The sequence below is a fragment of the Vibrio sp. RE88 genome (assembly GCF_013113835.1).
Lineage (GTDB): Bacteria > Pseudomonadota > Gammaproteobacteria > Enterobacterales > Vibrionaceae > Vibrio.
Genome location: NZ_VTYQ01000007.1, coordinates 219,168 through 242,400 on the forward strand (window position 1 = coordinate 219,168; position 23,233 = coordinate 242,400).

The 23,233-nt window shown below is 46.7% G+C and carries 15 protein-coding genes; 10 read left to right on the forward strand and 5 right to left on the reverse strand.

From position 1 onward, the window contains the following. Positions 1-86: 86 nt before the first annotated feature. Complete coding sequence (gene dacB, locus F0265_RS17610; protein ID WP_171749866.1) at positions 87-1,517, forward strand: serine-type D-Ala-D-Ala carboxypeptidase; 1,431 nt, start codon at positions 87-89, stop codon at positions 1,515-1,517. Here the strand turns inward: dacB and F0265_RS17615 are convergent. Together F0265_RS17615 and tyrS are read right to left on the reverse strand one after the other, a co-directional pair. Then, positions 1,496-2,341, reverse strand: a complete 846-nt coding sequence (locus F0265_RS17615) for a magnesium transporter (RefSeq protein WP_171339908.1) — start codon at positions 2,339-2,341, stop codon at positions 1,496-1,498. The genes dacB and F0265_RS17615 overlap by 22 nt on opposite strands. Positions 2,342-2,734: 393 nt before the next feature. After that, entirely contained in the window at positions 2,735-3,922 is a 1,188-nt protein-coding gene (gene tyrS, locus F0265_RS17620) for a tyrosine--tRNA ligase (protein ID WP_019274447.1), read from the reverse strand. Between the two features lie 128 nt (positions 3,923-4,050). Here tyrS and F0265_RS17625 point away from each other — a divergent pair, with 128 nt between their 5' ends. Further along, positions 4,051-5,337 (forward strand): peptidoglycan DD-metalloendopeptidase family protein, encoded by a 1,287-nt coding sequence (locus F0265_RS17625; RefSeq protein ID WP_006958078.1) that lies wholly within the window; start codon positions 4,051-4,053, stop codon positions 5,335-5,337. A 36-nt stretch (positions 5,338-5,373) separates the two neighbouring features. Here F0265_RS17625 and F0265_RS17630 read toward each other — a convergent pair whose 3' ends face one another. The 3 genes from F0265_RS17630 to erpA all read right to left on the reverse strand — a co-directional run bounded on the left by F0265_RS17630 (position 5,374) and on the right by erpA (position 10,105). Beyond that, positions 5,374-8,487, reverse strand: a complete 3,114-nt coding sequence (locus tag F0265_RS17630) for an efflux RND transporter permease subunit (RefSeq protein WP_171749867.1) — start codon at positions 8,485-8,487, stop codon at positions 5,374-5,376. 12 nt (positions 8,488-8,499) lie between these two features. Then, complete coding sequence (locus F0265_RS17635; RefSeq protein ID WP_171749868.1) at positions 8,500-9,579, reverse strand: efflux RND transporter periplasmic adaptor subunit; 1,080 nt, start codon at positions 9,577-9,579, stop codon at positions 8,500-8,502. Between the two features lie 184 nt (positions 9,580-9,763). Then, entirely contained in the window at positions 9,764-10,105 is a 342-nt protein-coding gene (gene erpA / locus F0265_RS17640; protein ID WP_019276906.1) for an iron-sulfur cluster insertion protein ErpA, read from the reverse strand. Between the two features lie 255 nt (positions 10,106-10,360). Here erpA and hemL point away from each other — a divergent pair, with 255 nt between their 5' ends. From hemL to F0265_RS17680, 8 genes are all read left to right on the forward strand, one after another. Next, positions 10,361-11,653 carry a glutamate-1-semialdehyde 2,1-aminomutase gene (gene hemL, locus F0265_RS17645; RefSeq protein ID WP_171749869.1) on the forward strand — a complete coding sequence of 431 codons (1,293 nt, stop codon included), beginning with the start codon at positions 10,361-10,363 and terminating at the stop codon, positions 11,651-11,653. 263 nt (positions 11,654-11,916) lie between these two features. Beyond that, on the forward strand, positions 11,917-13,002 hold the full coding sequence (locus F0265_RS17650) for an AI-2E family transporter (RefSeq protein ID WP_043009179.1): 1,086 nt from the start codon (positions 11,917-11,919) through the stop codon (positions 13,000-13,002). 78 nt (positions 13,003-13,080) lie between these two features. Further along, positions 13,081-14,103 (forward strand): 16S rRNA (guanine(1207)-N(2))-methyltransferase RsmC, encoded by a 1,023-nt coding sequence (rsmC, locus tag F0265_RS17655; protein ID WP_171749870.1) that lies wholly within the window; start codon positions 13,081-13,083, stop codon positions 14,101-14,103. A 194-nt stretch (positions 14,104-14,297) separates the two neighbouring features. Beyond that, positions 14,298-17,684 carry a response regulator gene (locus F0265_RS17660; RefSeq protein ID WP_171749871.1) on the forward strand — a complete coding sequence of 1,129 codons (3,387 nt, stop codon included), beginning with the start codon at positions 14,298-14,300 and terminating at the stop codon, positions 17,682-17,684. 686 nt (positions 17,685-18,370) lie between these two features. Then, positions 18,371-20,053 (forward strand): ABC transporter substrate-binding protein, encoded by a 1,683-nt coding sequence (locus F0265_RS17665; protein ID WP_006958092.1) that lies wholly within the window; start codon positions 18,371-18,373, stop codon positions 20,051-20,053. A gap of 170 nt (positions 20,054-20,223) precedes the next feature. After that, entirely contained in the window at positions 20,224-21,210 is a 987-nt protein-coding gene (locus F0265_RS17670) for an ABC transporter permease (protein ID WP_006958093.1), read from the forward strand. Between the two features lie 2 nt (positions 21,211-21,212). Beyond that, a complete protein-coding gene (locus tag F0265_RS17675; protein WP_006958094.1) occupies positions 21,213-22,238 on the forward strand; it encodes an ABC transporter permease in 1,026 nt (341 codons plus the stop codon). 2 nt (positions 22,239-22,240) lie between these two features. Further along, positions 22,241-23,224, forward strand: coding sequence for an ABC transporter ATP-binding protein (locus F0265_RS17680; RefSeq protein ID WP_019276910.1), 984 nt, complete (start codon positions 22,241-22,243; stop codon positions 23,222-23,224). Positions 23,225-23,233: the final 9 nt, after the last annotated feature.

The window sequence follows — 23,233 nt, forward strand, 5'->3', positions numbered from 1 at the left end:
CATGATCTCTAAACGCCCGCTTCTAGCGGGCGTTTTTTTTACTGGCTATACTGCTTTCTTGTCTTTAGATCTCACGGCGCTTTGCTATGCAGCTTTCCAAACTGTTTCTGTTGTTTTTTACCTCTTTGTTTTCTCTATCAGCTTTTGCCTATGCGCCCGTGGGTCAACTGCCCGATGGCAGTCGAGCAGCCCTACTTGTCGAATCACTCGACCAGCAAAACTCCTTACTTGATACTCACAATAGTGATCAGTACTTTCCTCCGGCGAGTACACTCAAGCTCGTCACTGCCTTGGCTGCAAAGCTCGAGCTCGGTGATAATTTCCGCTTTGAAACCCAACTTGAGCAAATCGGTAAAGATGTTGTCATCCATTTTTCTGGCGACCCGACTTTGGCGACAGAGGATTTGAAGCAACTATTTGTCGTCGCCAAAAGAAATGGACTTAGCCGAATTGATGGCGACATCTGGTTAGATAACAGTGCGTTTACTGGATACGACCGTGCTGTCGGCTGGCCATGGGATATACTGGGCGTTTGCTATAGCGCGCCGGCAACTGCCATTTCGCTTGATGGTAACTGTGTTCAAGCCTCCATTTATACGCAAGATGATGGCAACACGCGCGTTTACGTACCGGAACACTTCCCTGTCTACGTAACAACGCAAGCATCAAGTGTCAGCAAAGACCAGCAAGAAAGCACTCAGTGTGATTTAGAGCTTATCACCTCTCCAGATAACCATTATCAACTTCAAGGTTGTTTAACCGAGCGCAGCAAACCACTGCCACTCAAATTTGCGGTACAAGATCCTGAGCTTTACACTCAACGAATGTTAAACAGCGTGTTGAACCAACTAAATCTGCCTTTCTCAGGAACGGTACGAATTGGACAGCCTGCTCATTCAACCAACAAGGCCCTTCTAGCCACTCATAGCTCCTTACCACTCACAGAGCTACTTGAAACCATGCTGAAAAGATCGGATAACCTGATCGCTGACAATCTCACCAAAACACTTGGGGCCAAGTTTTATATACAGCCCGGCAGCTTCAGCAATGGTACTGAAGCCATTAAGCAGATTATTTTTTCTAACACCGGAATAAACTTAGAAGCTACCCCAATGGCCGATGGTTCCGGTTTATCACGCAACAACCGTTTTACCAGCCAGGCGATGTCGAAAATCTTGCGCTATATCTGGCTTAACGACAGCACATTAAAGATGATTGATTTAATGCCCAAGTCGGGTGAATCTGGCACGCTAAAATATCGCCGAAGTATGCGTAAAGATCCGATAAAAGGTGCATTCATCGCTAAAAGTGGCTCACTTTACGGCAGCTACAACATGGCTGGATTTGGGCTCGATAGCTCAGGGAAGCCTGCCACCTTGTTCGTACAGTACGTGGCGGATTATTTGCCGCCAAAGAAAAAGAGCGATGATAAACCTACCATCGCTCCCATCACACAATTTGAAACCCTGTTCTATCAGGACATCGTAAAGTTCAGTCAGGCAATACCTAAAAAGTAATTCACAACGGTGAAGTAAATCCACATACCGGATATATCGACAATCGAAGCTAACACTGGGCTCACCAATACGGCTGGGTCCAGTTTGAATGCCCGAGCGAGAATCGGTAGCAAACCACCTAAGGTTGTCGACATCGTCACCTGAATAAACAGTGCGACCGCAATCGCCAGTGCGATATTACTCAGTTCAAAGCCGCCCGTTGACGCCCCATCACTGAACAACATCACCCTGCCAACAATGACCAAAGCGATAGCTAAAGCCAAACACAGTGCGACACGACTTTCTTTCCAGAATACCGCCAACCACTGGCGCTTTTTCAGTTCCCCTGTTGCTAAGGCTCGTATCACCAAAGTCGCTGCTTGAGAGCCAGTGTTGCCACCAGCCGCAGCAATGACGGGCATATAAACCGCCAACAATACCAGCTGACTCAAGGTATCCTCATACTGGGCAATGATCAGCCCAGAAACGATACCCAGCAACGCTAAGGCAATGATCCAACCAATGCGTTGTTTTACGTGCCCCAATACGGACGTACTAAGATAACTGTTGGATGTTTCCACCTCTGAATGAATCAGGCCTAACTGGTGCGCGTAATGACGTGCGAGTTTGTCATGGCCTTCATTTTCCAGCACAGAAATCAACTGCTGGACATAGCCAACTGAACAGTGGTGCAAGATAGCCACCGCTTCTTCAATAGGCATCACTGTCAACAGGTGAACCTGCTGGTGTTGCTCGTATTGCAGAAATGCATTACGAGCTGCCCCAATCTCTTCAGAAGAAAAGTTTAGGGTGTTTTCAATGTATGTATTGCTCATTACCGTCATGGCGAATCTCCCGATTGGCAGTAGGTAACGACCATCCAGTTACAGCACGCACAACAAGTCGAACGCATACTGAGTATGAGTCTGTAACTGAATACTAGATAGGAAGGAGAAAAATCTGAGATTACTTTAGAAAAGAGTCACTCTGCCACTTAGGCAGAGACGAAGATCGCCAATACCGAAGCGGTTTATTTTTCTCCCTTCATACTAGGAGGATGGTCGGTATTGTTCATAAAAATCTCCGAATGAACTGCCAGTTTGGCAGCGCGGGCATGATAACAAAGCGCAGACTTTTTTACAGTCAATTTAATGAAAAAATCTCTGATTATTCGCCAAATTTCTCGTATTAAAAAAGCGCCACGGAGGCGCTTTTGGTTATCGATTTTCAGCAGACGCTTACTTAATCGTAATACGAGCAAATTTACGTTTACCAACTTGGAATACGTACGTACCTGCTTGCGGCGCAAACTTAGAATCGGCGACTTTCTCGCTATCAATCTTCGCAGCACCTTGCTTGACCATACGCATCGCTTCAGAGGTCGACGCACATAGGCCTGCTTCTTTCAAAAGGTTGCTAACCGGAAGGCCTGCATCAAATTCAAACTCTGGCATTTCATCTGGAATTTGATTCTTAGCGAAACGATTCACGAACTCTTGCTCGGCAGCCTCTGCATCCGCTTCGCTATGGAAGCGAGCAATGATCTCTTTTGCCAGCAAGACTTTAATGTCACGTGGGTTCTTACCTTCAGCAATACTTGCTTTGAACTGTTCGATTTCTTCCAAAGGACGGAACGACAGCAGCTCGTAGTAACTCCACATCAAATCGTCTGAGATTGACATGATCTTGCCGAACATTTCACTTGGCGCTTCACTGATACCGATGTAGTTGTTAGCAGACTTCGACATTTTTTTCTCGCCGTCCAGACCAACAAGAAGTGGCATCATTAGTACCGCCTGTGGCTTCTGACCATTGGCTTTTTGCAGCTCGCGGCCCATCAGTAGGTTAAACTTCTGATCGGTACCACCTAGCTCAACGTCAGTTTCCATAGCGACGGAGTCCCAACCTTGCAGCAATGGGTACATGAACTCATGGATAGCGATTGGCTGACCGCCTGCGTAACGCTTTTTAAAGTCATCACGTTCAAGCATGCGAGCAACGGTTTGGTTCGCAGCAAGACGGATCATACCTTCTGCGCCTAATTCAGATAGCCATTCCGAGTTGAACTGAATCTTAGTTTTCGCAGGATCAAGGATCTTAAACACCTGTTCCTTGTAAGTTTCAGCATTTCGAAGTACATCTTCACGGCTCAGTGGTGGACGAGTACTGTTCTTACCCGTTGGGTCACCGACCATAGCGGTAAAATCACCGATAAGGAACGTCACTTCATGGCCAAGCTCTTGGAACAAGCGTAGCTTATTGAAAATAACCGTGTGACCCAGGTGAATGTCTGGAGCGGTTGGATCGGCACCCAACTTAATACGTAGAGGACGATTCTCTTTCAGCTTTTCAATCAGCTCTTCTTCTGGAATTAGCTCTTCAACGCCGCGTTTAATCTCGGCCAGTGCAGCTTCAATGCTCGCCATTCTTGTTCACTCCCACAGATTTGGCAAAAATTTGGTAATTTCCCATCTTACTTGAATAGCGATGCTTTTTGAAACCAGTTAGACTAAACAGCTAGCTATTTTTACTGAATTTTTTAGAACGAACATAAATGTTGTCTATTTTCGCTCGACTTCCATGGATGCACCGAGCCTGTATCGCCTTATTTAGTGCACTGATTGTCATCGCACTGTTTCTGCCATCACCTCAAGATCTCAGACCGGATGAGAAGCTTTATGAGGTTGGTGAACACTACCCTATTGCTATCAATGCTGAGGCGTTGATCTCTTCTGATTCAGAAAACACGGCAGCGTCACTGCGCTGGGAGAAACACACCATAGGTTCTGGTGACAGCATGGCTCTGCTTTTTCAACGAGCAGGCCTGTCCTCCCGTCTACTTTATGATCTGACCACGACCAGCAAAGAAATTAAACAGCAGCTCACGCGTGTCCGCCCTGGTGACTCATTTCAGTTCGGTTTCGACACCGATGATCAACTGGTTCAGATAAAACGTCAGCTCAATGCTTACGAAACCTTTTTAATTACCCGCTCTGAAACTGGTTTTACTTCGCAGCTAGACAAAAAAGAAGTCCATTACCAATACAACTACGCAGAAGCAGACATCACATCCAATTTCTGGAACGCGGGGGTTGGCGCAGGTCTCACTGCCAATCAGATTATGGAGTTGGCGGGTATTTTTGGTTGGGACATAGATTTCGCGCTCGACATCCGTAAAGGCGATCATTTTGAGATCCTGTATCAGGAACGCGTGGTAGAGGGAGAAGTGGTTGGACGTGGTAAGATTATCGCGGCAATTTTTACCAACCAAGGCGATACCTTCAAAGCGATTATCAATGACAAGAATGGCAACTACTACGATGAAAATGGTCGTGCGATGAAGAAAGCTTTCTTGCGTTCGCCGCTGGATTTCCGCCGTGTCTCTTCGAACTTTAATCCTCGCCGTCGCCACCCAGTGACAGGAAAAGTACGTGCACACAGAGGAACAGATTACGCAGCCCCAGTAGGAACACCAATTTGGGCTGCTGGTGATGGTATCGTGCAAAAATCCAGTTACAACCAGTTCAATGGTAATTACGTGTTCATCAAGCACAGCAATACTTACATTACCAAGTACTTGCACTTAACCAAGCGAACGGTGAAAACCGGTCAGCGTGTCAAACAAGGCCAAACTATTGGTACTTTGGGCGGAACAGGACGAGTGACTGGCCCGCACCTGCATTATGAGTTCCTAGTCAATGGTGTTCACAAGAACCCAAGAACCGTTAAGCTTCCGCAATCTAAGTCATTAACTGGTAAAGATAAGGCCACCTTTATCGCCAACGCCAAGTTAAGGCTGGAAAAACTTGATCGCTACGGTGAACTGCTCGCGACTCGTTAAATTGTTTTAAGAAAAAGCCCGCAACTGCGGGCTTTTTTAATCTTCGACTATGATATTCGCGTTTTCTTCAACCTTGTGCTGTCGACCCAGCATCAGCAGGCATGGCGTCAACACCAAAGTTAACACTGTTGCAAACGCTAGCCCCCCAGCAACAGCGGTTGCCAATTGCGACCACCACTGGGTACTTGGAGCGCCGAACTCAACCTTCTGGTTAATTAAGTCGATGTTCATTTCTAGTACCATAGGCAGCAGGCCTAGGATTGTCGTCACTGTGGTTAACAGAACTGGACGTAAACGCTGCATCCCCGTCCTTAAAATCGCATCTCGCTTATCCATACCTCGCTTGAGAAGCTGATTGTAGGTATCGATCAAAACGATGTTGTTATTCACCACAATGCCCGCCAAAGCAATCACGCCAATCCCCGACATGATGACGCCAAATGGCTTTTGGAAAATCAACAAACCGACAAAAACGCCCACGGTGGAGAACAACACCGCACTGAGGATCAAAAACGCCTGATAGAAGCTATTAAACTGAGTGATCAAGATTAACGCCATCACCACTAAAGCGATCAAAAATGCCTTCTGTAAAAAAGCGGAGGAGTTTTCTTGTTCTTCATTCTGACCACGAATCTTAAACTCGACCCCATCTGGCAGGTTCAGATCGGCAAGTGCTTGATCTACGTTAGGCAGCTCCAGCGCTAAGTTGTAGCCTTCTTTCATGTCGGCAAAAATATTGATCACTCGATGCCCGTCTATACGCCGGATCGTGTCCTGCTTATGATCAGGAATAATGCTGGCAAAGTTTGTGATAGGAACCATACCTGCGGCGGTTTTGACTTTAAGCTGATCAAAACGGCCAATATCACGCTTATCTTCTGGGTAACGCACCAGAATATCGACCTCTTCAGTGGCATCATCAGGTAGGTAATCCCCTAATTTGAGGCCATTGGTGACAAACTGAACCGTATTGCCCACCAATGTTGCGTCAGCGAGAAAGCGGGAGGCATCGTCACGACGAATATCTATCTGCCAGTCGATGCCTTCTTTGCTCGATGTATCACTAATATTGGTGAAAGCAGGGTACGCATCTGCCCAGTGACGAACCATTTTAGCCGCGCGATCTAGTTCTCCCGGAATACGCGTCGACATTTCAATAACCAGATCATGCTCCACAGGCGGCCCAGCATCTGGGAACTTGTATTCGATTTCTACCCCAGCATATTGGTCGGTCGTTTGCTTTAGTTCATCAATAATGGTTTTCACTTTACGCCGATACTGCCAATCCACGGGCGTGATCTGAATCTGTCCGATTTCATCATCACCACCCGTTTTGGTATAAACGCTTTCAAATTCATCATGACCAAGCAAGACAGACTCGATATCACGCATGATGACGTCTTTTTCGTTTATCGACAGGTCGCCATAAGAACGTACTTTGACAGTAAAGAATGGCGGATCCACTTCAGGGAAAAACTCAGCACCTAAGCCCGCTTTGGCGTAGGTGAAGCCGACTCCCACAGCAAGTAAAATCGCGCTTAACAGAATTTTTAGTGGATGGCGCAAAGCGATGTTAAGCGTTTCAAGATAGAGTTTGGTTAGCCCAGTGGCTTTGGAAAAATCACCATCATGCAGAGCGACCATTTTCTCACGTTGCTGCTTAGTAACGTGTTGCGGCTTACCAATCAAACCGCCGAGTACAGGGACAAACAACAATGCCATCGCCAACGACGCTGCCAATGTAGCAATCAGAGTCAAAGGCAGGTATTTCATAAACTCGCCAGTAATATCTGGCCAAAACAACAACGGAGCAAATGCCGCTAAGGTTGTCGCGGTAGATGCGGTAATCGGCCATGCCATACGTTTAGCGGCATCCCGGTATGCGTCTCGGCGCGGTGTTCCTTCTTGCATGCGGCGATCAGCAAACTCCGTCACAACAATCGCCCCATCCACAAGCATACCGACCGCCATGATCAACGAGAACAACACCACGATATTAACCGTCAGGCCAAACACAGAAAGAACCAATAGTCCCGTGAGGAATGATCCGGGAATGGAAATGCCCACCAATAATGCCGTTCGGACACCCAAGATAGCAATGATCACCACAACAACCAGAATGATCGCTGACAGAATATTGTTTTGTAGATCATTGAGCATCATTTTGACGTCTTTAGACTGATCCCAAGTGTATTTCACTTGCAAATTATTCGGCCAGTCGGCGCGCTTTTGACCTTCCTCCATCACCTGCTTGATCAAAGCGACAGTCTCAATAATGTTTTCACCCGCGCGCTTTTTCACATCCAAAACAATCGCAGATTTGCCATCAAGGCGTGCATAGCTTTCAGGGTCGCGAAACGCCCTGCGCACCGTTGCCACATCACCAAAAGTTATCACTTGTTTTCCGTCAACCTTAACTGGCAACTCAAGAACATCTTTCAACGAATCAAATACGGATGGGACTTTTACGGAGAAGCGACCATAACCAGTGTCAACAAATCCTGCAGCCACGACTCGGTTATTGAGGGCAATCAGATTATAGATATCCGCTTGGTCTAATCCGTAGCTTTCCATCAATAAAGGGTCAACAATGATCTCGACAATGTCTTCCCTATCACCAGCGATATCGACTTCTAAGATCTGACGAAAACTCTCCAGCTTATCTCGGAGTTGACGGGCTATTTGCACTATGGTGCGCTCGGGCACCGTACCATATAAAACCACTGTCAAAGCCGGTTCTTCTGAAGCGAACGTTACCTCATTGACCGTCGGCTCATCACTGTCTTCCGGTAATTTGGGCTTCGCTAAATCAACAGCTTCTCGCACATCCGCCATGGCTTTATTCAGATCCACACCGACACTGAATTCCAACTGCACAGAAGCATGTCCTTCAGAAGCGGTTGAGGTCATTTCCTTAACCCCTTCAATCGAGCGCAACTCTTGCTCGATTGGGCGAACTAATAGACGTTCGGCATCGGTAGGTGAAATCCCCTGATGCCCCACGGATACATAGATAATTGGAATGGTAATATCCGGGCTGGATTCTTTCGGTACCGTCAGATAAGTCATAACACCAGCTATCAGGACGAAGACCAATAGCACCAGCATGGTTCGGGTACGGGATAAGGCCGCATCTATTAAGGCGTACATAATGACTCCTTACTATTGCTGCTCGACAGCGATCACTTGGTCGCCGTCTCGTACAAAACCTTGCCCGGTGGTGATAATACTGACCTGCTCACCCAACCCTGTCAGCCACACGCCGTCCTGCTCTGCTTTTACTAGCTGAATCGGAATAAAGTGCACTCGTTCATCAACAAGCGTTTTAACCCCTAAATTGCCAGATTCGTCCAAGGCCAACATTGCTGGAGTCACTTTCACCGCCAGTTGCTGCTTAAGATTGAGTTCCACTTCGGCACTGATTCCTGCAGGGATTTTTTGCTGTGGATTAGGCAGAATGATTTCTATCGGAAAAGTATTGGTTGAAGCTGAAGAAATCCGAGAAATGTAACGAACCTTACCCTCGACTCTTTCGCCACCAATAAAACTGACTGACGCAGGCTGGTTTAGCGTGAGGTCTTGGATATGCCGTTCGCTCACATCGGCTTCAATCACTATCTGACTAAGGTCAATCAAACTAGCGACCGGATCACCAACGCCAACAAAATCGCCGAGTTCGATATCTAAACTGTCGACAATACCGCTAAATGGTGCTGTAACCGCGGTGTTTCTCAGAGCAATCTTGGCATTGCTCACCATTGCTTTGGCTTCAACTAAGGCTGCCTGCGCATTACTGAAAGCCACCTCACCTTGTAATCCTTTATCCTTAAGTGACTGAGCTGCTTTATATTCTTTCTCACGCACTTTAAGCATGGCCCTGGCACGCTCAAGCTGGATCTCTAAATCCCCTTTATCAATCAAAGCAATGACTTGTCCCTGCTTGACGCTATATCCCTTACGTACTTTCAACTCAACGATTTTCCCCGCGATCTCTGCGCCGAGCTTGGCCTGTTTTTCTGGTGCGGTTCTGCCGTATAAGTCCATGGATTTATGAGTACTTTGAGCAGTAAAGGTCTGAAAGGCCACTTTCGCTAATGGCACTACCTCTTGTTGATGCTCAGGCTGACCATCGTCCGCTTTAAGTGTGCCAAGGCCAAGCCAAATCGATAAAATGAGAATAATAACGAGTGAAACAATGTAGGGTCTGACCGCGAAAAAACGGAATAATGAAAATCTGCCCATAACAATCCCTTGCTAAGTAAAAGCACCAACTCTTATAATCTCAGGATATAAATTAACCAATAAAAAATAAAATACAGTTGGACAGTAATTTAGCCGAGGTCTCAGTTCTGACCTGGTTGCATAGGTATTTGGCAGAAAAGAAAAAGCCGCGACTTAGCGCGGCTCTACAAATTAGACTTCTAATTTAGACACTAAATGAAGCGCCACAGCCACAAGTTGTTGTCGCATTAGGGTTATTTACGAAGAAACGTGAACCTTCCAATCCCTCGGTGTAATCCACCTGCCCCCCAACAAGATATTGTAAGCTCATTGGATCAACCACAAGCGTTACGCCACTATTTACAATCGTCGTATCGCCGTCATTGACACTCTCATCGAATGTGAAGCCATACTGAAAGCCGCTACAGCCCCCACCCGTAATGTAAACACGCAACTTCAGGTTTGGATTTTCTTCTTCAGCGATTAGCGCGCCAACACGTTGTGCCGCTGCATCTGAAAATGTTAGTGGGATATTTAGTTCGCTCACGATGACCTCTCTCACTCATGTAAATCCAATCACTGTGTACAGTTTTGGATAAATCATCTTTCTATAATCGGTCCATTATCTAATACCTGAGTTATGCGTTCAAGTATTCACCACCTTTCGTGGATTTTTTTCATAAAAACTCCGCTTTCTTGATGGAAAACTGCCCATAATGTGGTGCAAAGCGTTTTCTTGAACCGGAATCGACAGGTACAATGCCAGCCAAATTGGTCCGAGCAATCAAAAGAGGATATATCCATGACCAAATCAGCAGAGCTTTACGAAAAAGCACAACAGACTATTCCTGGTGGCGTTAACTCTCCAGTACGTGCTTTCAATGGCGTTGGCGGTGCACCTATCTTTGTAGAACGTGCAGATGGCCCGTTGATTTTCGATGCTGATGGTAAAGCTTACATTGATTATGTTGGCTCTTGGGGCCCGATGATCCTTGGCCATAACCACGCAGTCATTCGCGAAGCTGTGATTGAAGCAGCGCAGCGCGGTCTAAGCTTTGGTGCGCCAACTGAAATGGAAATCCAAATGGCTGAGCTGGTCTCTGAACTCGTGCCATCAATGGAGCAAGTCAGAATGGTCAGCTCAGGTACAGAAGCTACTATGAGTGCTATTCGCCTCGCACGTGGTTTTACCAACAGAGACAAAATCATCAAGTTTGAAGGCTGCTACCATGGTCACGCCGACAGCTTGCTGGTAAAAGCAGGTTCCGGTGCACTGACGCTTGGCCAGCCGAGCTCTCCAGGTGTTCCTGCAGACTTTGCTAAGCACACGCTAACAGCCACGTTTAATGACTTAGATTCTGTTCGCGAGCTGTTTGCTGCTAATAAAGGTGAGATCGCTTGTATCATCGTTGAACCCGTCGCGGGCAACATGAACTGTATCCCACCAGTCGCAGGTTTCCACGAAGGCCTACGTCAAATCTGTGATGAAGAAGGCGCACTGCTGATCTTTGATGAAGTCATGACAGGTTTCCGTGTCGCTTTAGGCGGTGCTCAAGGTCATTACAACATCAAGCCAGATATCACGACGCTAGGTAAAGTCATCGGTGGTGGTATGCCAGTGGGTGCCTTTGGTGGCCGTAAAGATGTGATGCAATACATCGCGCCAACAGGTCCGGTTTATCAGGCAGGTACGCTGTCTGGCAACCCAGTCGCGATGGCTGCGGGTTACGCTTGTTTAAGCCTACTGAAAGAGGAAGGTAACGAAAAACGCCTCGCTTCAAAGACCAAGCAATTGGCTGATGGCTTTAAATCTCTTGCTGAGCAACACGGCATTCCAATGGTCGTGAATCAAGTGGGTGGCATGTTTGGTTTCTTCTTTACTGAACAGAAAGAAATCACGTGTTACGAAGACGTCACTAAGTGCGATATCGAACGCTTTAAACGCTTCTTCCACCTAATGCTAGAACATGGTGTTTACTTAGCACCTTCGGCATTTGAAGCGAGTTTCACTTCGCTAGCACACGGCAGTAAAGAATTTGAAGCGACATTAGAAGCGGCTGATCGCTGCTTTGCGATTCTAGCCAACGAAGCGTAATTCACCGTTGTAATAAATAGCAAAAGGCTGCGCATGCAGCCTTTTTTATTGCCAGTTAAATACGACTAAAACCACCAAAAGAAAAAGAATCAGTGAAAACCAAGGAATTTTGCGCTTAGGTTTCGTACTTCCGCAACAGGACTTGTCATCATTACAGCATCCCATAATTTTACCCTCCGCTGATAACATTTTGATTTTGCGTTGAAGACTCAGTAATTTACAGCCATTATACTTCTATCACGATGAATAATTGGACAACAAACGTGTCAGAAAAACTCAAAATAACTTCCAGCCATTGGGTATTGATTGTTGCTCTACTTGCTGCTGGCTTTGCCTGCTTCTTATTAGTTGAGCCTTACATAAACTCAATTGTGATGGCGTTTATCATTTCTCTGCTGATGTTTCCTATCCATGAGTGGATCGAAAACCGCATGCCGAATCATAGAAACATCGCATCGTTGCTGTCTTGTACCTTACTCACCGTCATCATAGTGCTACCCCTTCTTTTTGTTTTCGCCGCCATTGTTCAACAAGGTTCAGCATTTTCACAAAACGTCTATCAGTGGGTGACTCACGGCGGCATCCAAGCCCTGTTTGAACACCCATGGGTGGTAAAAGGCTTGTCTATCATCAATACCTACTTACCGTTTGATGAGATTCAACCTCAGGAAATCGGTCAGAAAGTGGCTCAGTTCGCCACGTCATTTGGCTCGAACTTAGTCGGTATCAGTGCGAAAATTCTTGGCGATGCGACCAACTTCCTACTCAACTTCTTCCTGATGTTGTTTGTATTGTTCTTCTTACTTCGTGACCACGACAAAATTATTGCCGCGATTCGTCATATTCTTCCGCTGTCTCGCAGCCAGGAAGACAAACTGCTGGATGAAGTTGAGCAAGTGTCTAAATCCGCCGTAATGGGTTCATTCCTAACCGCAATCGCGCAAGGCTTTGCTGGTGGTATCGGTATGTGGCTCGCAGGCTTCCCTGGATTGTTCTGGGGCACCATGATGGGCTTCGCCTCCTTTATTCCTGTGGTCGGCACCGCATTGATTTGGATACCTGCGGCGGCCTACCTATTCTTGACTGGAGATACTACATGGGCGATTTTCCTGACCATCTGGAGTGTCGCTGTCGTTGGGTCAATTGATAACCTGCTCAGACCACTGTTAATGCAAGGCAGTGCAGGAATGAACACTCTAATGATCTTCTTCTCTCTATTAGGCGGCCTTCACCTGTTTGGCTTAATTGGCCTGATCTACGGCCCTTTGATCTTCGCCATCACCATGGTGCTGTTTAATATTTACGAAGAAGAGTTTCAGGACTTCCTCGACGAGCAAGATCAAAACTAAGATCTAAGGAACAGGAAAACTTCAAGAATGCGGGGGATTATGCGAAAATCCCCCGTCTTTTTTCAGCCAGAGTCCATTATGTCTGCCTATATTGCACCGAGCCAAATTGCACAACGACAACTCGCCTACTTTAAAGGTAAACATGTTCTTGTTGCTGGGGAATCAGAAGACCTGTTCCCAGTAGAGCTCAGCAAACACTGTGAATCCGTCACCGTGTTTACCACCAACTATGGTTACTACCGTCAGTTAGAGTCTAACACTCAGCTAACGGCTGTGTTTGGCGCGGAGTTTATTGAGCAGACTCAAGCCGACATGATTCTACTCTATTGGCCAAAAGCGAAAGCCGAAGCCGAGTTTTTGTTGGCGATGTTGCTGGCCAAGCTAGGGCCACAAACTGAAATTGTCGTTGTCGGTGAAAATCGCTCAGGTGTAAAAAGCATCGAAAAGATGTTTAAACCCTACGGGCCAATCAATAAATTCGACTCTGCGAGACGTTGCTCTTTTTACTGGGGACAATGCCTTGAGCAGCCTGCTGAGTTTAATCTTAATGATTGGTTTAAGCAGTATCAGGTCAGCTACCAAGGGCATGAACTGACGATCAAAAGCTTACCAGGGGTATTCAGTCACGGTCAGTTCGATATCGGCAGTCAACTGCTGTTAGATACTCTGCCAGCGCTGTCAGGGAAAATATTGGATTTTGGCTGTGGTGCCGGAGTGATTGGCTCTGTCATGGCAACGCTCAATGCTGAGATTGAACTTGAAATGTGCGATATCAGCGCACTGGCGGTCGAATCTAGTAAAGCGACATTAGCAGCCAATGGCCTCAAAGGGCGAGTGTTTGCTTCAGACATCTATTCTGATACCAGCCAAGACTATCAGTTTATTATCAGTAACCCACCTTTTCATGCAGGTCTGGATACCAGCTACAGTGCAACCGAAACTTTGTTAGCCAAGGCACCAAAGCACCAAAGCTCAGGTGGCCAGCTACTGATAGTTGCCAATAGTTTTCTTAAGTATCCACCTATTATTAAGCAAGCATTTGGTAATTGTGAGACGCTAAATAAGACCAATAAATTCGCAATATACTACGCAAAAAAATAGTCATTCAGCCCGATATGATGCTTCATATCGGGCTCTGCTTCTCTCCTTCCGCAAAAATTGCGCATTCATCCACGCTTTAACTCAGACTTACTTGTCAAAGTAAAAAAACTCGTTAATTTTGTCATTCTAGGATAGTCACGTTTTTTACTGGGCATGTTATTGCCTGCCTTCATTACGGAAAGTCTAGTTAGCTCATGTTTAAGTTGTACCGAAAACAAAGATTTAAGCGCCTGCAACACACTTTAATGCTGGCATTTCTTGTATTGAGTATTACGCCACTCACGATCATCGCGATCTTTTTCCTCCAGTCTCATACCAAAGATTTGCAGGAGCAAAGTACTTCGCACTTAATGTCCGTACGAGACAGTAAACAGCAACAAGTCACTGACTACATGTACGCCAAAGAATCGGAAGTTATGGGCTTTGTTCGCTCTGAACTGGCTTATGCCAGTGGCGGGCGTTTCTACGGATTAGTCAATGCGTTTCGCAGCTTAGGACTGGATATGGCTCAGGCACGCGAATACGCTCAGCGGCGTTACATTCCTGGCTCAGGCGATCAGATCAAAACCTCAATACTGCCTCAGTCCAATGTTTATACTGGTACGGAGCGATATCGACTGCTGCATAAACGCTATCACAGAGCCTATCTAGAACTGCTCAAACGCTCTGACTTTGACGATGCTCTACTGGTTGATTTAGAAGGTAACGTCACCTATTCCATCTTTAAACACGACAACTACGGCACCAATCTGCTGACTGGACGCTTTCGCGATACCAATCTAGGTCGGACCTTCCACAAGCTAAAAACTCAGGTCACTGAAAAGCGTAAATCCAATGAAGATTACACACCGGTGATCATTTCAGACTTTGAGATGGACAGAGGTAAACCTGTCGCGTGGCTCGGCGCTCCCATCGTTCAGCAAGGTTATCTTCACAGCTATGCTATGTTCCGTTTGCCAAACAATGGCATCACTAAACTAATAGCCGATACTAACAACGCTTCAGCAATGAAAACTTTGCTGGTCGGCGCTGACCATAAATCAAGAACCATGGCTTATGAGCAAGAAGACATCGATAAGAGCCGCGAAGTTGTTGATTTAGCGTTGGAAGGAAAAACCGATGTCGGGACATACACAAACACGCTCGGAGAAGCGACCATCGCCGCTTACAGCCCTATTTCGTTTAAAGGTGTCGACTGGGCCATTGTGGTAGAAGTGCCAGAAAAAGAAGCTTTTGCACGCGTCCACCAACTCGAAACTCTGTTCGTATTTGCCATGCTATGTGCAATTGTACTGGTGGTTGCCGCGTCCCATTACTTATCTAACTTTATTACCGCACCTTTATTGAAGCTGACGTGGGCGGCAGAAAAAGTCTCGGCTGGCGATCTCGATACGGACATCATCAATACAGAGCGAAAAGATGAGATAGGCCGACTGGCCATCAGTTTTGAGCGCATGCAACGCTCCATTCGCGACAAAATACTGCTTATAAAACAGCAAAATGAAGAGCTGGAAAGCAACCTAAAGCTGATCCAAAAGCAAAATGACGAGCTGCAATTGGCGAACAAACTCAAAGATGAGTTCCTCGCCACCACCTCTCATGAATTGCGAACTCCACTCCATGGCATGGTAGGTATCGCAGAAGCGCTAATCTCCGGAGCCAATGGACCAATTACCGCGGATCACAAGTACCAGCTCGATATCATCATCAGTAGCGGCCAGCGCTTGGCCACCTTGGTTGATGACCTGCTTGATTACCACAAAATGCGTTACGGTAATCTCGACATTGAAACCCGAGCTGTGGATATCTCCGGTGCAACGCGCTTGGTGCTCGAACTGTCGACTCATTTAGTGGGCAACAAACCCATTCGCATCATTAATCAGGTTCCTAACGATCCGCTATGGGTATGCGCCGATCCTCAACGCTTAGAGCAGGTGCTATACAACCTCGTTGGCAACGCCATCAAATACACCAGTGAAGGTAAAATCGTCATTTCCGCCACTCAGGTCGACGACAACATCCGCGTTCAAGTAGTAGATACTGGTCAGGGGATCCCTGCTGAGCAACTTGAACACATTTTTGAACCCCTGATTCAGGCTGGCAGTGATAGCAGCTGTTATCGCCAAGGGGCCGGCCTTGGTCTATCTATCAGCCGTCAGTTGATTGATTTGATGCAAGGCACGCTCTACGTCAGCAGCCAACCTATGGTTGGTACGACATTTAGCTTCACTTTGCCAATCGCCTCAACCGAGCAAATAGGCCTCGCAAGCCATATCGAAGGCGCGCATTTCATTGCTCCAGAAAACAATGACCTAGAGATAATCGAAGGCTCAAATTTACCGGAGAATCCAGACGGGCCATTGCTGTTAGTGGTCGATGATGAACCGGTCAACCTGCGTGTCTTAGATAGCTTCCTTCGCCTTGAAGGCTACCGAGTACGCACCGCGAAAAATGGTGAAGAAGCCGTTGAATCCGTTGGTCATGAAAAACCAGAGCTGATGCTACTCGATATCATGATGCCGGGAATGAGCGGCTATCAGGTGTGTGAAGTGCTGCGTAAAGACTATGATCATGCTCAGCTCCCCGTCATCATGCTTACAGCATTGAATCAGCCCGATGACCGAGTTCGAGGTTTCGAAGCCGGAGCCAATGACTACTTATCAAAACCTTTTAACAAACAAGAGCTCGCCGCACGAATTACGGCGCATCTAACCGCAAGCAAAGCCGAACAACGCCGGATTGAAAACCAGCAGCTACAAACGGAACTTAAACAGCGCGCCATGGTTGAAGCCAGTTTACTAGAAACTCAGGGGCGTTTATTAGAGCAATTAGAGTCAGCCCCAGAAGCGATTATCTGTGTACGTGACGACAATAAAATCCGCTTCACCAATGATGCCGCCTCTCGTCTATTTAAGCGCACCACAGAACAATTACGCCGTTCTAATGCGGATGAATTGATTGCACCAAAATTCCTTAACGTCGAACAGCCGCACTACTGTGGCGTCATTGATGTTTATGTCGAAGATGTACGTCAGCACTTGTCTGCAGACATTCTCAAACTACCACAAGGCTCTGGCCTCAAATCCATGTACATCTTTAACGTGGGTGGCAGTGTCAACGCCGCGCGGATCAATAACCTCGAAACCGCGGTTGAAGCCTTGTCCAGCTACGCGTTTGAAGGTGATAAAGCCAAACTGCAAGAGTTAAAAGAGCTAGGTGGAGAGTTTACGCGGTTAGCCGATCGAGCCACCACTGATAACAAATCCAAGCAAGAAGTCATGCGTGAAGTCTTAGTCGATGCAATGACAAGTGCGCTAACTTATTGGGAAAGCGTTACTGGTCAAAGCAAGTTTGCTTTCGCAGAGCAAAGCGGCTTATGGCGTGTGTACCTCGACCGTAGCACCTTACAGACTCGGACTCTGGACAAATACCTGCGAGTCGAAACGTTACCAAAAACACCGCGCTGGCGAACGGTACTGAGCTCTCTGGAGTACATCCTTGAACACTGTAAAGAGATGAGCCCAGAGCGCACTCATATTGAGAGCCTACGCGATAAGCTGCAACACCTCCTAACCAGCTAAGTAGTCCCCATATTCCATATAAACCCGCTTTAAGCGGGTTTTATTTTGTCTCTCGCTACCTTTCTTTAAATGGCTCTGTCCCACCAATAGCCCGCTGCACTTTTTAGCCTTATAAAGTTTTTACACAATAGAAAACAACCCGATTCAGGCTCCGCTAAGACACGCTAATTACATCGGGAGAGCCACTTTAAAACCGCCTATTTAGCGTTATCGAGAAGAAAAGAACTCAGTTTGCGAACACAATCACAACAAGACGGCAGAATTAATTTTCCGCAAGAAAATAACCTTGATAAAGACTAGTGACAATGATCTCATATAGCTAGCAGCTTCTACATGCCACTAATATAAATGAGCAGCAAGGTAAGTAAACACTAACAAACAATAAGTCATAGCTATGGTAGTGCGAGTGAGTTCAAATTTAGGAATAGCTCGATTGTTGATTAAAAAAGGGGCTAATTAACGTTATTGACGTCAATAAGGTACTTTTTAACGTTTTTGACGAGATAGGCAATTGCCAAATTTAACGTAAAGGTGTTTTCTTAACTTGCCTAAGGCCTACAGGCCACTCAATTTCCCTGCTCCTCCGGCATGGTGAAATAATACTTGAGGTAGGTTTTAGGGAGTGTCTATCAGTTGATGACATTCAATTCCATAAGTGAAATGAAAGCAAATAGTAAGGAACAGCTATGCTTGCCAACATTAAAAGAACAACACTAGCAACAGCAATTATTGCTGCAGCGACAACAGGATTTACTTCTGTCGCTACCGCCGCTGAACGCAGTGAACTAACAGTACACCCTAAAGAATTCACCACTTTTGTACGTAACTTTAACCCGTATTTAGGTGCCACTAACCTTCACACAACAACAGACTTCTTATACGAGCCTCTTGTTGTGTTTAACGAAATGCATGGTAACACTCCTGTATTCCGTTTGGCTGAAAGCTTCAAAATGTCTGATGACCTAATGAGCGTTACTTTCGATATTCGTAAAGGCGTGAAATGGTCAGATGGCGAAACCTTTGATGCTAACGACGTTGTTTACTCTTTTAACCTAGTAAAAGAGAAGCCAGAACTGGACCAAAGTGGTATCAACTCTTGGGTGGCTGGTGTTGAAAAACTGAACGACTACCAAGTCAAATTCCGCCTAACGGAAGCGAACTCTAACGTACCTTACGAAATTGCTAAGGTGCCAGTTGTTCCTGAGCATATTTGGAAGGATGTTAAAAACCCAGCGACCTTCACTAACGAAAACCCTGTAGGTTCCGGCCCGTTCACTGAAATCGATACCTTTACAGCGCAACTGTACATTCAGTGTCGTAACCCGAACTACTGGGATGCAGACAACTTAGAAGTAGATTGTCTTCGTGTGCCTCAAATCGCGAACAACGATCAGTTCCTAGGTAAAGTGGTTAACGGCGAAATGGATTGGACGTCATCTTTCATTCCAGATATTGACCGTACATATGCAGCTTCAAGCCCTAGCCACCAATACTGGTATCCGCCAGCGGGTACTCAGGCATTCGTCATCAACTTCAAGAACCCAGATGCCGCTAAGCATGAAGCGTTGAACAATGTTGATTTCCGTCGCGCGTTCTCTATGGCACTGGATCGTCAAACCATCATTGATATTGCTTACTACGGTGGCGGTACAGTGAACGACTTTGCTTCAGGTCTTGGCTACGCATTTGAAGCTTGGTCTGACGAAGATGTTCACAATAAGTACAAAGCGTACAACACCTACAATGTTGAAGGTGCAAAAGAGCTGCTAAACAAAGCGGGCTTCAAAGATGTCAATAAAGATGGCTTTGTAGACACGCCATCAGGTAAATCATTTGAGCTTCTGATTCAATCACCAAACGGTTGGACAGACTTCAACAATACAGTTCAGCTAGCGGTAGAACAGCTCGCTGAAGTGGGCATCAAAGCCAAAGCTCGTACACCAGATTTCTCTGTGTATAACCAAGCAATGCTGGAAGGCAGCTACGACGTCTCGTACACCAACTACTTCCATGGTGCGGATCCATACACTTACTGGAACAGTGCTTACAACTCAGCATTGCAATCTGGTGATGGCATGCCTCGCTTTGCCATGCACTTCTACAAAAATGACCAGCTAGATGGCCTACTTAACAGCTTCTACAAAACAGCTGATAAAAACGAGCAGCTAGAAATTGCTCACGGCATCCAGCAAATCATTGCCGCAGATCAAGTGACTGTACCTGTGATGTCTGGTGCTTACATGTATCAATACAACACAACTCGCTTCACTGGTTGGTGGAATGAAGAAAATCCGAAGGGCCGTCCAAACATTTGGGCTGGTATCCCTGAGCGTCTACTTCACGTGCTGGACCTAAAACCAGTTAAGTAAGCGTTCTATCTATGCGGCGTACATTCCGTACGCCGCTTTATCCCCAAAAGCTTTGACCTATTAAAGTGTGGCGCCAGTCGTCAGGGGATTGTTCGCTCTCAATTTTGACTTTCGCTAGGAGCGACCTGAAACCAGAAACAGGGAAAATCTGGGTGAGTAAGGTGTAAGTTATGGGTTATTTTTTAAGACGTTTGTCATTTTACTTTGTCGCACTTTTAGTTGCCGCGACACTTAATTTTATTATTCCGCGTGCAATGCCGGGTGATCCGGTCACCATGATGTTTGCTAACGCATCTGTCCAGGTGACGCCTGAGCGCATTGCCGCCATGAAAGAACTACTGGGCTTTGTCGATGGTGGACTCTTTGTCCAGTACATCGCCTACATGAAGAATATACTCAGTTGGGAACTGGGCACCTCAATCCAGTTTTACCCACTCGCTGTTAATGACTTGCTAGGCAGTGCCTTTGGTTGGTCACTGTTCCTTGCGGGCACAGCGGTCATCCTATCTTTCTCGATCGGCTCTATTCTAGGTATCTACGCAGCTTGGAAGCGCGGTAGCAAATACGACGCATTCATTACACCGGGCATGCTCATCATCCAAGCCGTGCCGCAAGTCGTTATTGCCATGATTGCGATGTTCATTTTCGCAATTGGCTTAAAGTGGTTCCCTACTGGCTACGCTTATACCGCAGGCACATCTCCAGATTGGACGAGCTGGGCATTCATTAAAGATGTGGCTTATCACGCAGTCCTACCTCTTTTCTGTGCGTCTGTAGTTCAGATCGGTGGTTTCCTTGTCAACATGCGTAACAACATGATCAACCTACTCGCGGAAGACTACATCACAATGGCCAAGGGTAAGGGATTAAGTGAAAACCGTGTGGTCTTCAATTACGCAGCACGAAATGCCTTGCTACCTAGTGTAACCGCCTTATCCATGGCGCTAGGTATGGCGATTGGTGGTCAGTTGATCATCGAAATCATCTTCAACTACCCAGGTTTAGGCTCAGTACTTTTCAATGCAATTAAAGCTCGTGACTATCAAGTTCTTCAGGGCCAGCTGCTGATCATGACGCTATTCATGCTGTTCTTTAACTTATTGGCTGACATGCTTTATGTCGTGCTTGACCCTCGCCTACGTAAGGGAGGCAAATAATCATGAAGGGATTCATCAAACTCATTATCGGTAATCCAATCGCTTTGATTGGTAGCATTATCATCGGCATCTTCTTGTTTATTGCACTTGCAGCACCTCTGCTCACTAAACACGCACCGGACAAGCGTACAGGTAATCCACACGAGTACCCAGCGTTCATTGTGAAATCAGCCCAAGCCAACCCAGACGGTTGGGTGGCAGAAAACCTGGCGACAGACCGCCGAACGCTGTTGATGTCGAAAAAAGCCGATCACACACTTGGCACCACCCGTATGGGACGCGATGTCTGGTCGCAATTTGTCCATGGTGCCCGAGTATCACTTGCCGTAGGTTTTGGTGCCGGTATTACCGTGTGTTTCCTTGCGACTGTGATCGGTATTTCCGCAGGTTACTTCGGTGGTCGTGTCGATGACTTTTTAACTGCAGCTATGAATATCATGCTGGTCATTCCACAGTACCCTTTACTATTCGTACTAGCCGCTTTCATTGGCGAAGCCGGGCCATTAACCATCGCGTTGATCATTGGCCTGACTGCCTGGGCCTGGGGCGCTCGGGTAATTCGTTCACAAACTCTAGCTCTACGTGAGAAAGAGTTCGTTAAAGCCGCAGAAGTACTCGGAGAATCGTCTTGGCGCATCATCTTTGTCGAGATCCTACCTAACCTAATCCCAATTGTGGGCGCAAGTTTCATTGGTTCAGTGATGTACGCCATCATGATGGAAGCGACGATTTCCTTCCTAGGATTAGGTGACCCTAACACCGTCAGCTGGGGCATCATGCTCTATAACGTTCAAACCTCCTCCTCAATGCTAATTGGCGCTTGGTGGGAACTGTTTGCACCATGTGCGGCCCTTATCCTACTCGTTACTGGATTGGCATTACTTAACTTCGCTGTAGACGAAATTGCTAACCCGCAGCTGCGCTCGCACAAAGGGATGAAGCGTTGGAAAAAGCTAGCCCAGCAAGACAAAAAAGAACGTGAGCCAGAACTGGCACCACAAAATGCACTTTGGAGCGGAGATAAATAATCATGACAGCACCACTCATTTCTATCCGTAACTTATGTGTTGATTACATCACAGCAGCAGGCGACGTTCGCGCCTGCAACAATGTCAGCTTTGATATCGCTCCCGGTGAAGTCTTTGGCTTAGCGGGCGAATCAGGCTGCGGAAAATCAACGGTCGCGTTCTCGTTAATGCGACTGCACAAGCCGCCAGCATTTATTACCGGTGGCGAAGTCATCTTCAATGGCGAGAACATCCTCAATTACAGCGATGAAAGAATGCAAGCCTTTCGCTGGAGTGAGATGTCCATGGTGTTTCAGAGTGCGATGAATGCGCTGAACCCAGTGTTGCCAATGGAAGAGCAATTTTGCGACGTGATTATGCGTCATACCAACATGACGCGTGAGCAAGCACGTAAACGCGCAGAAGGGTTACTGGAGATCGTAGACATTCATCCGAGCCGTTTGACTGACTACCCTCACCAGTTCTCTGGCGGTATGCGCCAGCGCTTGGTCATCGCCATTGCCCTCGCACTGAATCCTAAAATGATCATTATGGACGAGCCAACCACTGCTTTAGATGTTGTGGTACAACGCGAGATTCTTCAGAAGATCTACGCTCTGAAAGAAGAATTTGGTTTCTCTATTTTGTTCATTACCCATGATCTTTCACTGATGGTCGAATTCTCAGATCGCATCGGCATTATGTACTCCGGTGAGTTGATCGAAGTGGCGCCATCGAAGCAAATTTTAGAAAGCCCTTACCACCCGTACACCAAAGGGCTGGGAAGCTCTTTCCCTCCACTCACTGGTCCAAAAACGAAGTTGACCGGTATCCCTGGCAACCCACTCAACCTGCTGGAAATTCCACAAGGTTGTCGATTCCAAGCACGATGCGATCGTGTCCACGAAGCCTGTACCAAGATACCAACTCAACTGAAACAAATAGAGCCAAGTCGTTTCTCAAACTGCCACCTATATGGTGAGCCAATAGCCCAAGCCAAACTCTAGCGCTGGAAG

What these genes read in the sequence shown, in the direction of transcription:
- dacB (WP_171749866.1), top strand. Translation starts at nt 87, where the DNA reads ATGCAGCTTTCCAAACTGTTTCTGTTGTTTTTTACCTCTTTGTTTTCT.
- F0265_RS17615 (WP_171339908.1), bottom strand. Translation starts at nt 2,341, where the DNA reads ATGACGGTAATGAGCAATACATACATTGAAAACACCCTAAACTTTTCT.
- tyrS (WP_019274447.1), bottom strand. Translation starts at nt 3,922, where the DNA reads ATGGCGAGCATTGAAGCTGCACTGGCCGAGATTAAACGCGGCGTTGAA.
- F0265_RS17625 (WP_006958078.1), top strand. Translation starts at nt 4,051, where the DNA reads ATGTTGTCTATTTTCGCTCGACTTCCATGGATGCACCGAGCCTGTATC.
- F0265_RS17630 (WP_171749867.1), bottom strand. Translation starts at nt 8,487, where the DNA reads ATGTACGCCTTAATAGATGCGGCCTTATCCCGTACCCGAACCATGCTG.
- F0265_RS17635 (WP_171749868.1), bottom strand. Translation starts at nt 9,579, where the DNA reads ATGGGCAGATTTTCATTATTCCGTTTTTTCGCGGTCAGACCCTACATT.
- hemL (WP_171749869.1), top strand. Translation starts at nt 10,361, where the DNA reads ATGACCAAATCAGCAGAGCTTTACGAAAAAGCACAACAGACTATTCCT.
- rsmC (WP_171749870.1), top strand. Translation starts at nt 13,081, where the DNA reads ATGTCTGCCTATATTGCACCGAGCCAAATTGCACAACGACAACTCGCC.
- F0265_RS17660 (WP_171749871.1), top strand. Translation starts at nt 14,298, where the DNA reads ATGTTTAAGTTGTACCGAAAACAAAGATTTAAGCGCCTGCAACACACT.
- F0265_RS17665 (WP_006958092.1), top strand. Translation starts at nt 18,371, where the DNA reads ATGCTTGCCAACATTAAAAGAACAACACTAGCAACAGCAATTATTGCT.
- F0265_RS17670 (WP_006958093.1), top strand. Translation starts at nt 20,224, where the DNA reads ATGGGTTATTTTTTAAGACGTTTGTCATTTTACTTTGTCGCACTTTTA.
- F0265_RS17675 (WP_006958094.1), top strand. Translation starts at nt 21,213, where the DNA reads ATGAAGGGATTCATCAAACTCATTATCGGTAATCCAATCGCTTTGATT.
- F0265_RS17680 (WP_019276910.1), top strand. Translation starts at nt 22,241, where the DNA reads ATGACAGCACCACTCATTTCTATCCGTAACTTATGTGTTGATTACATC.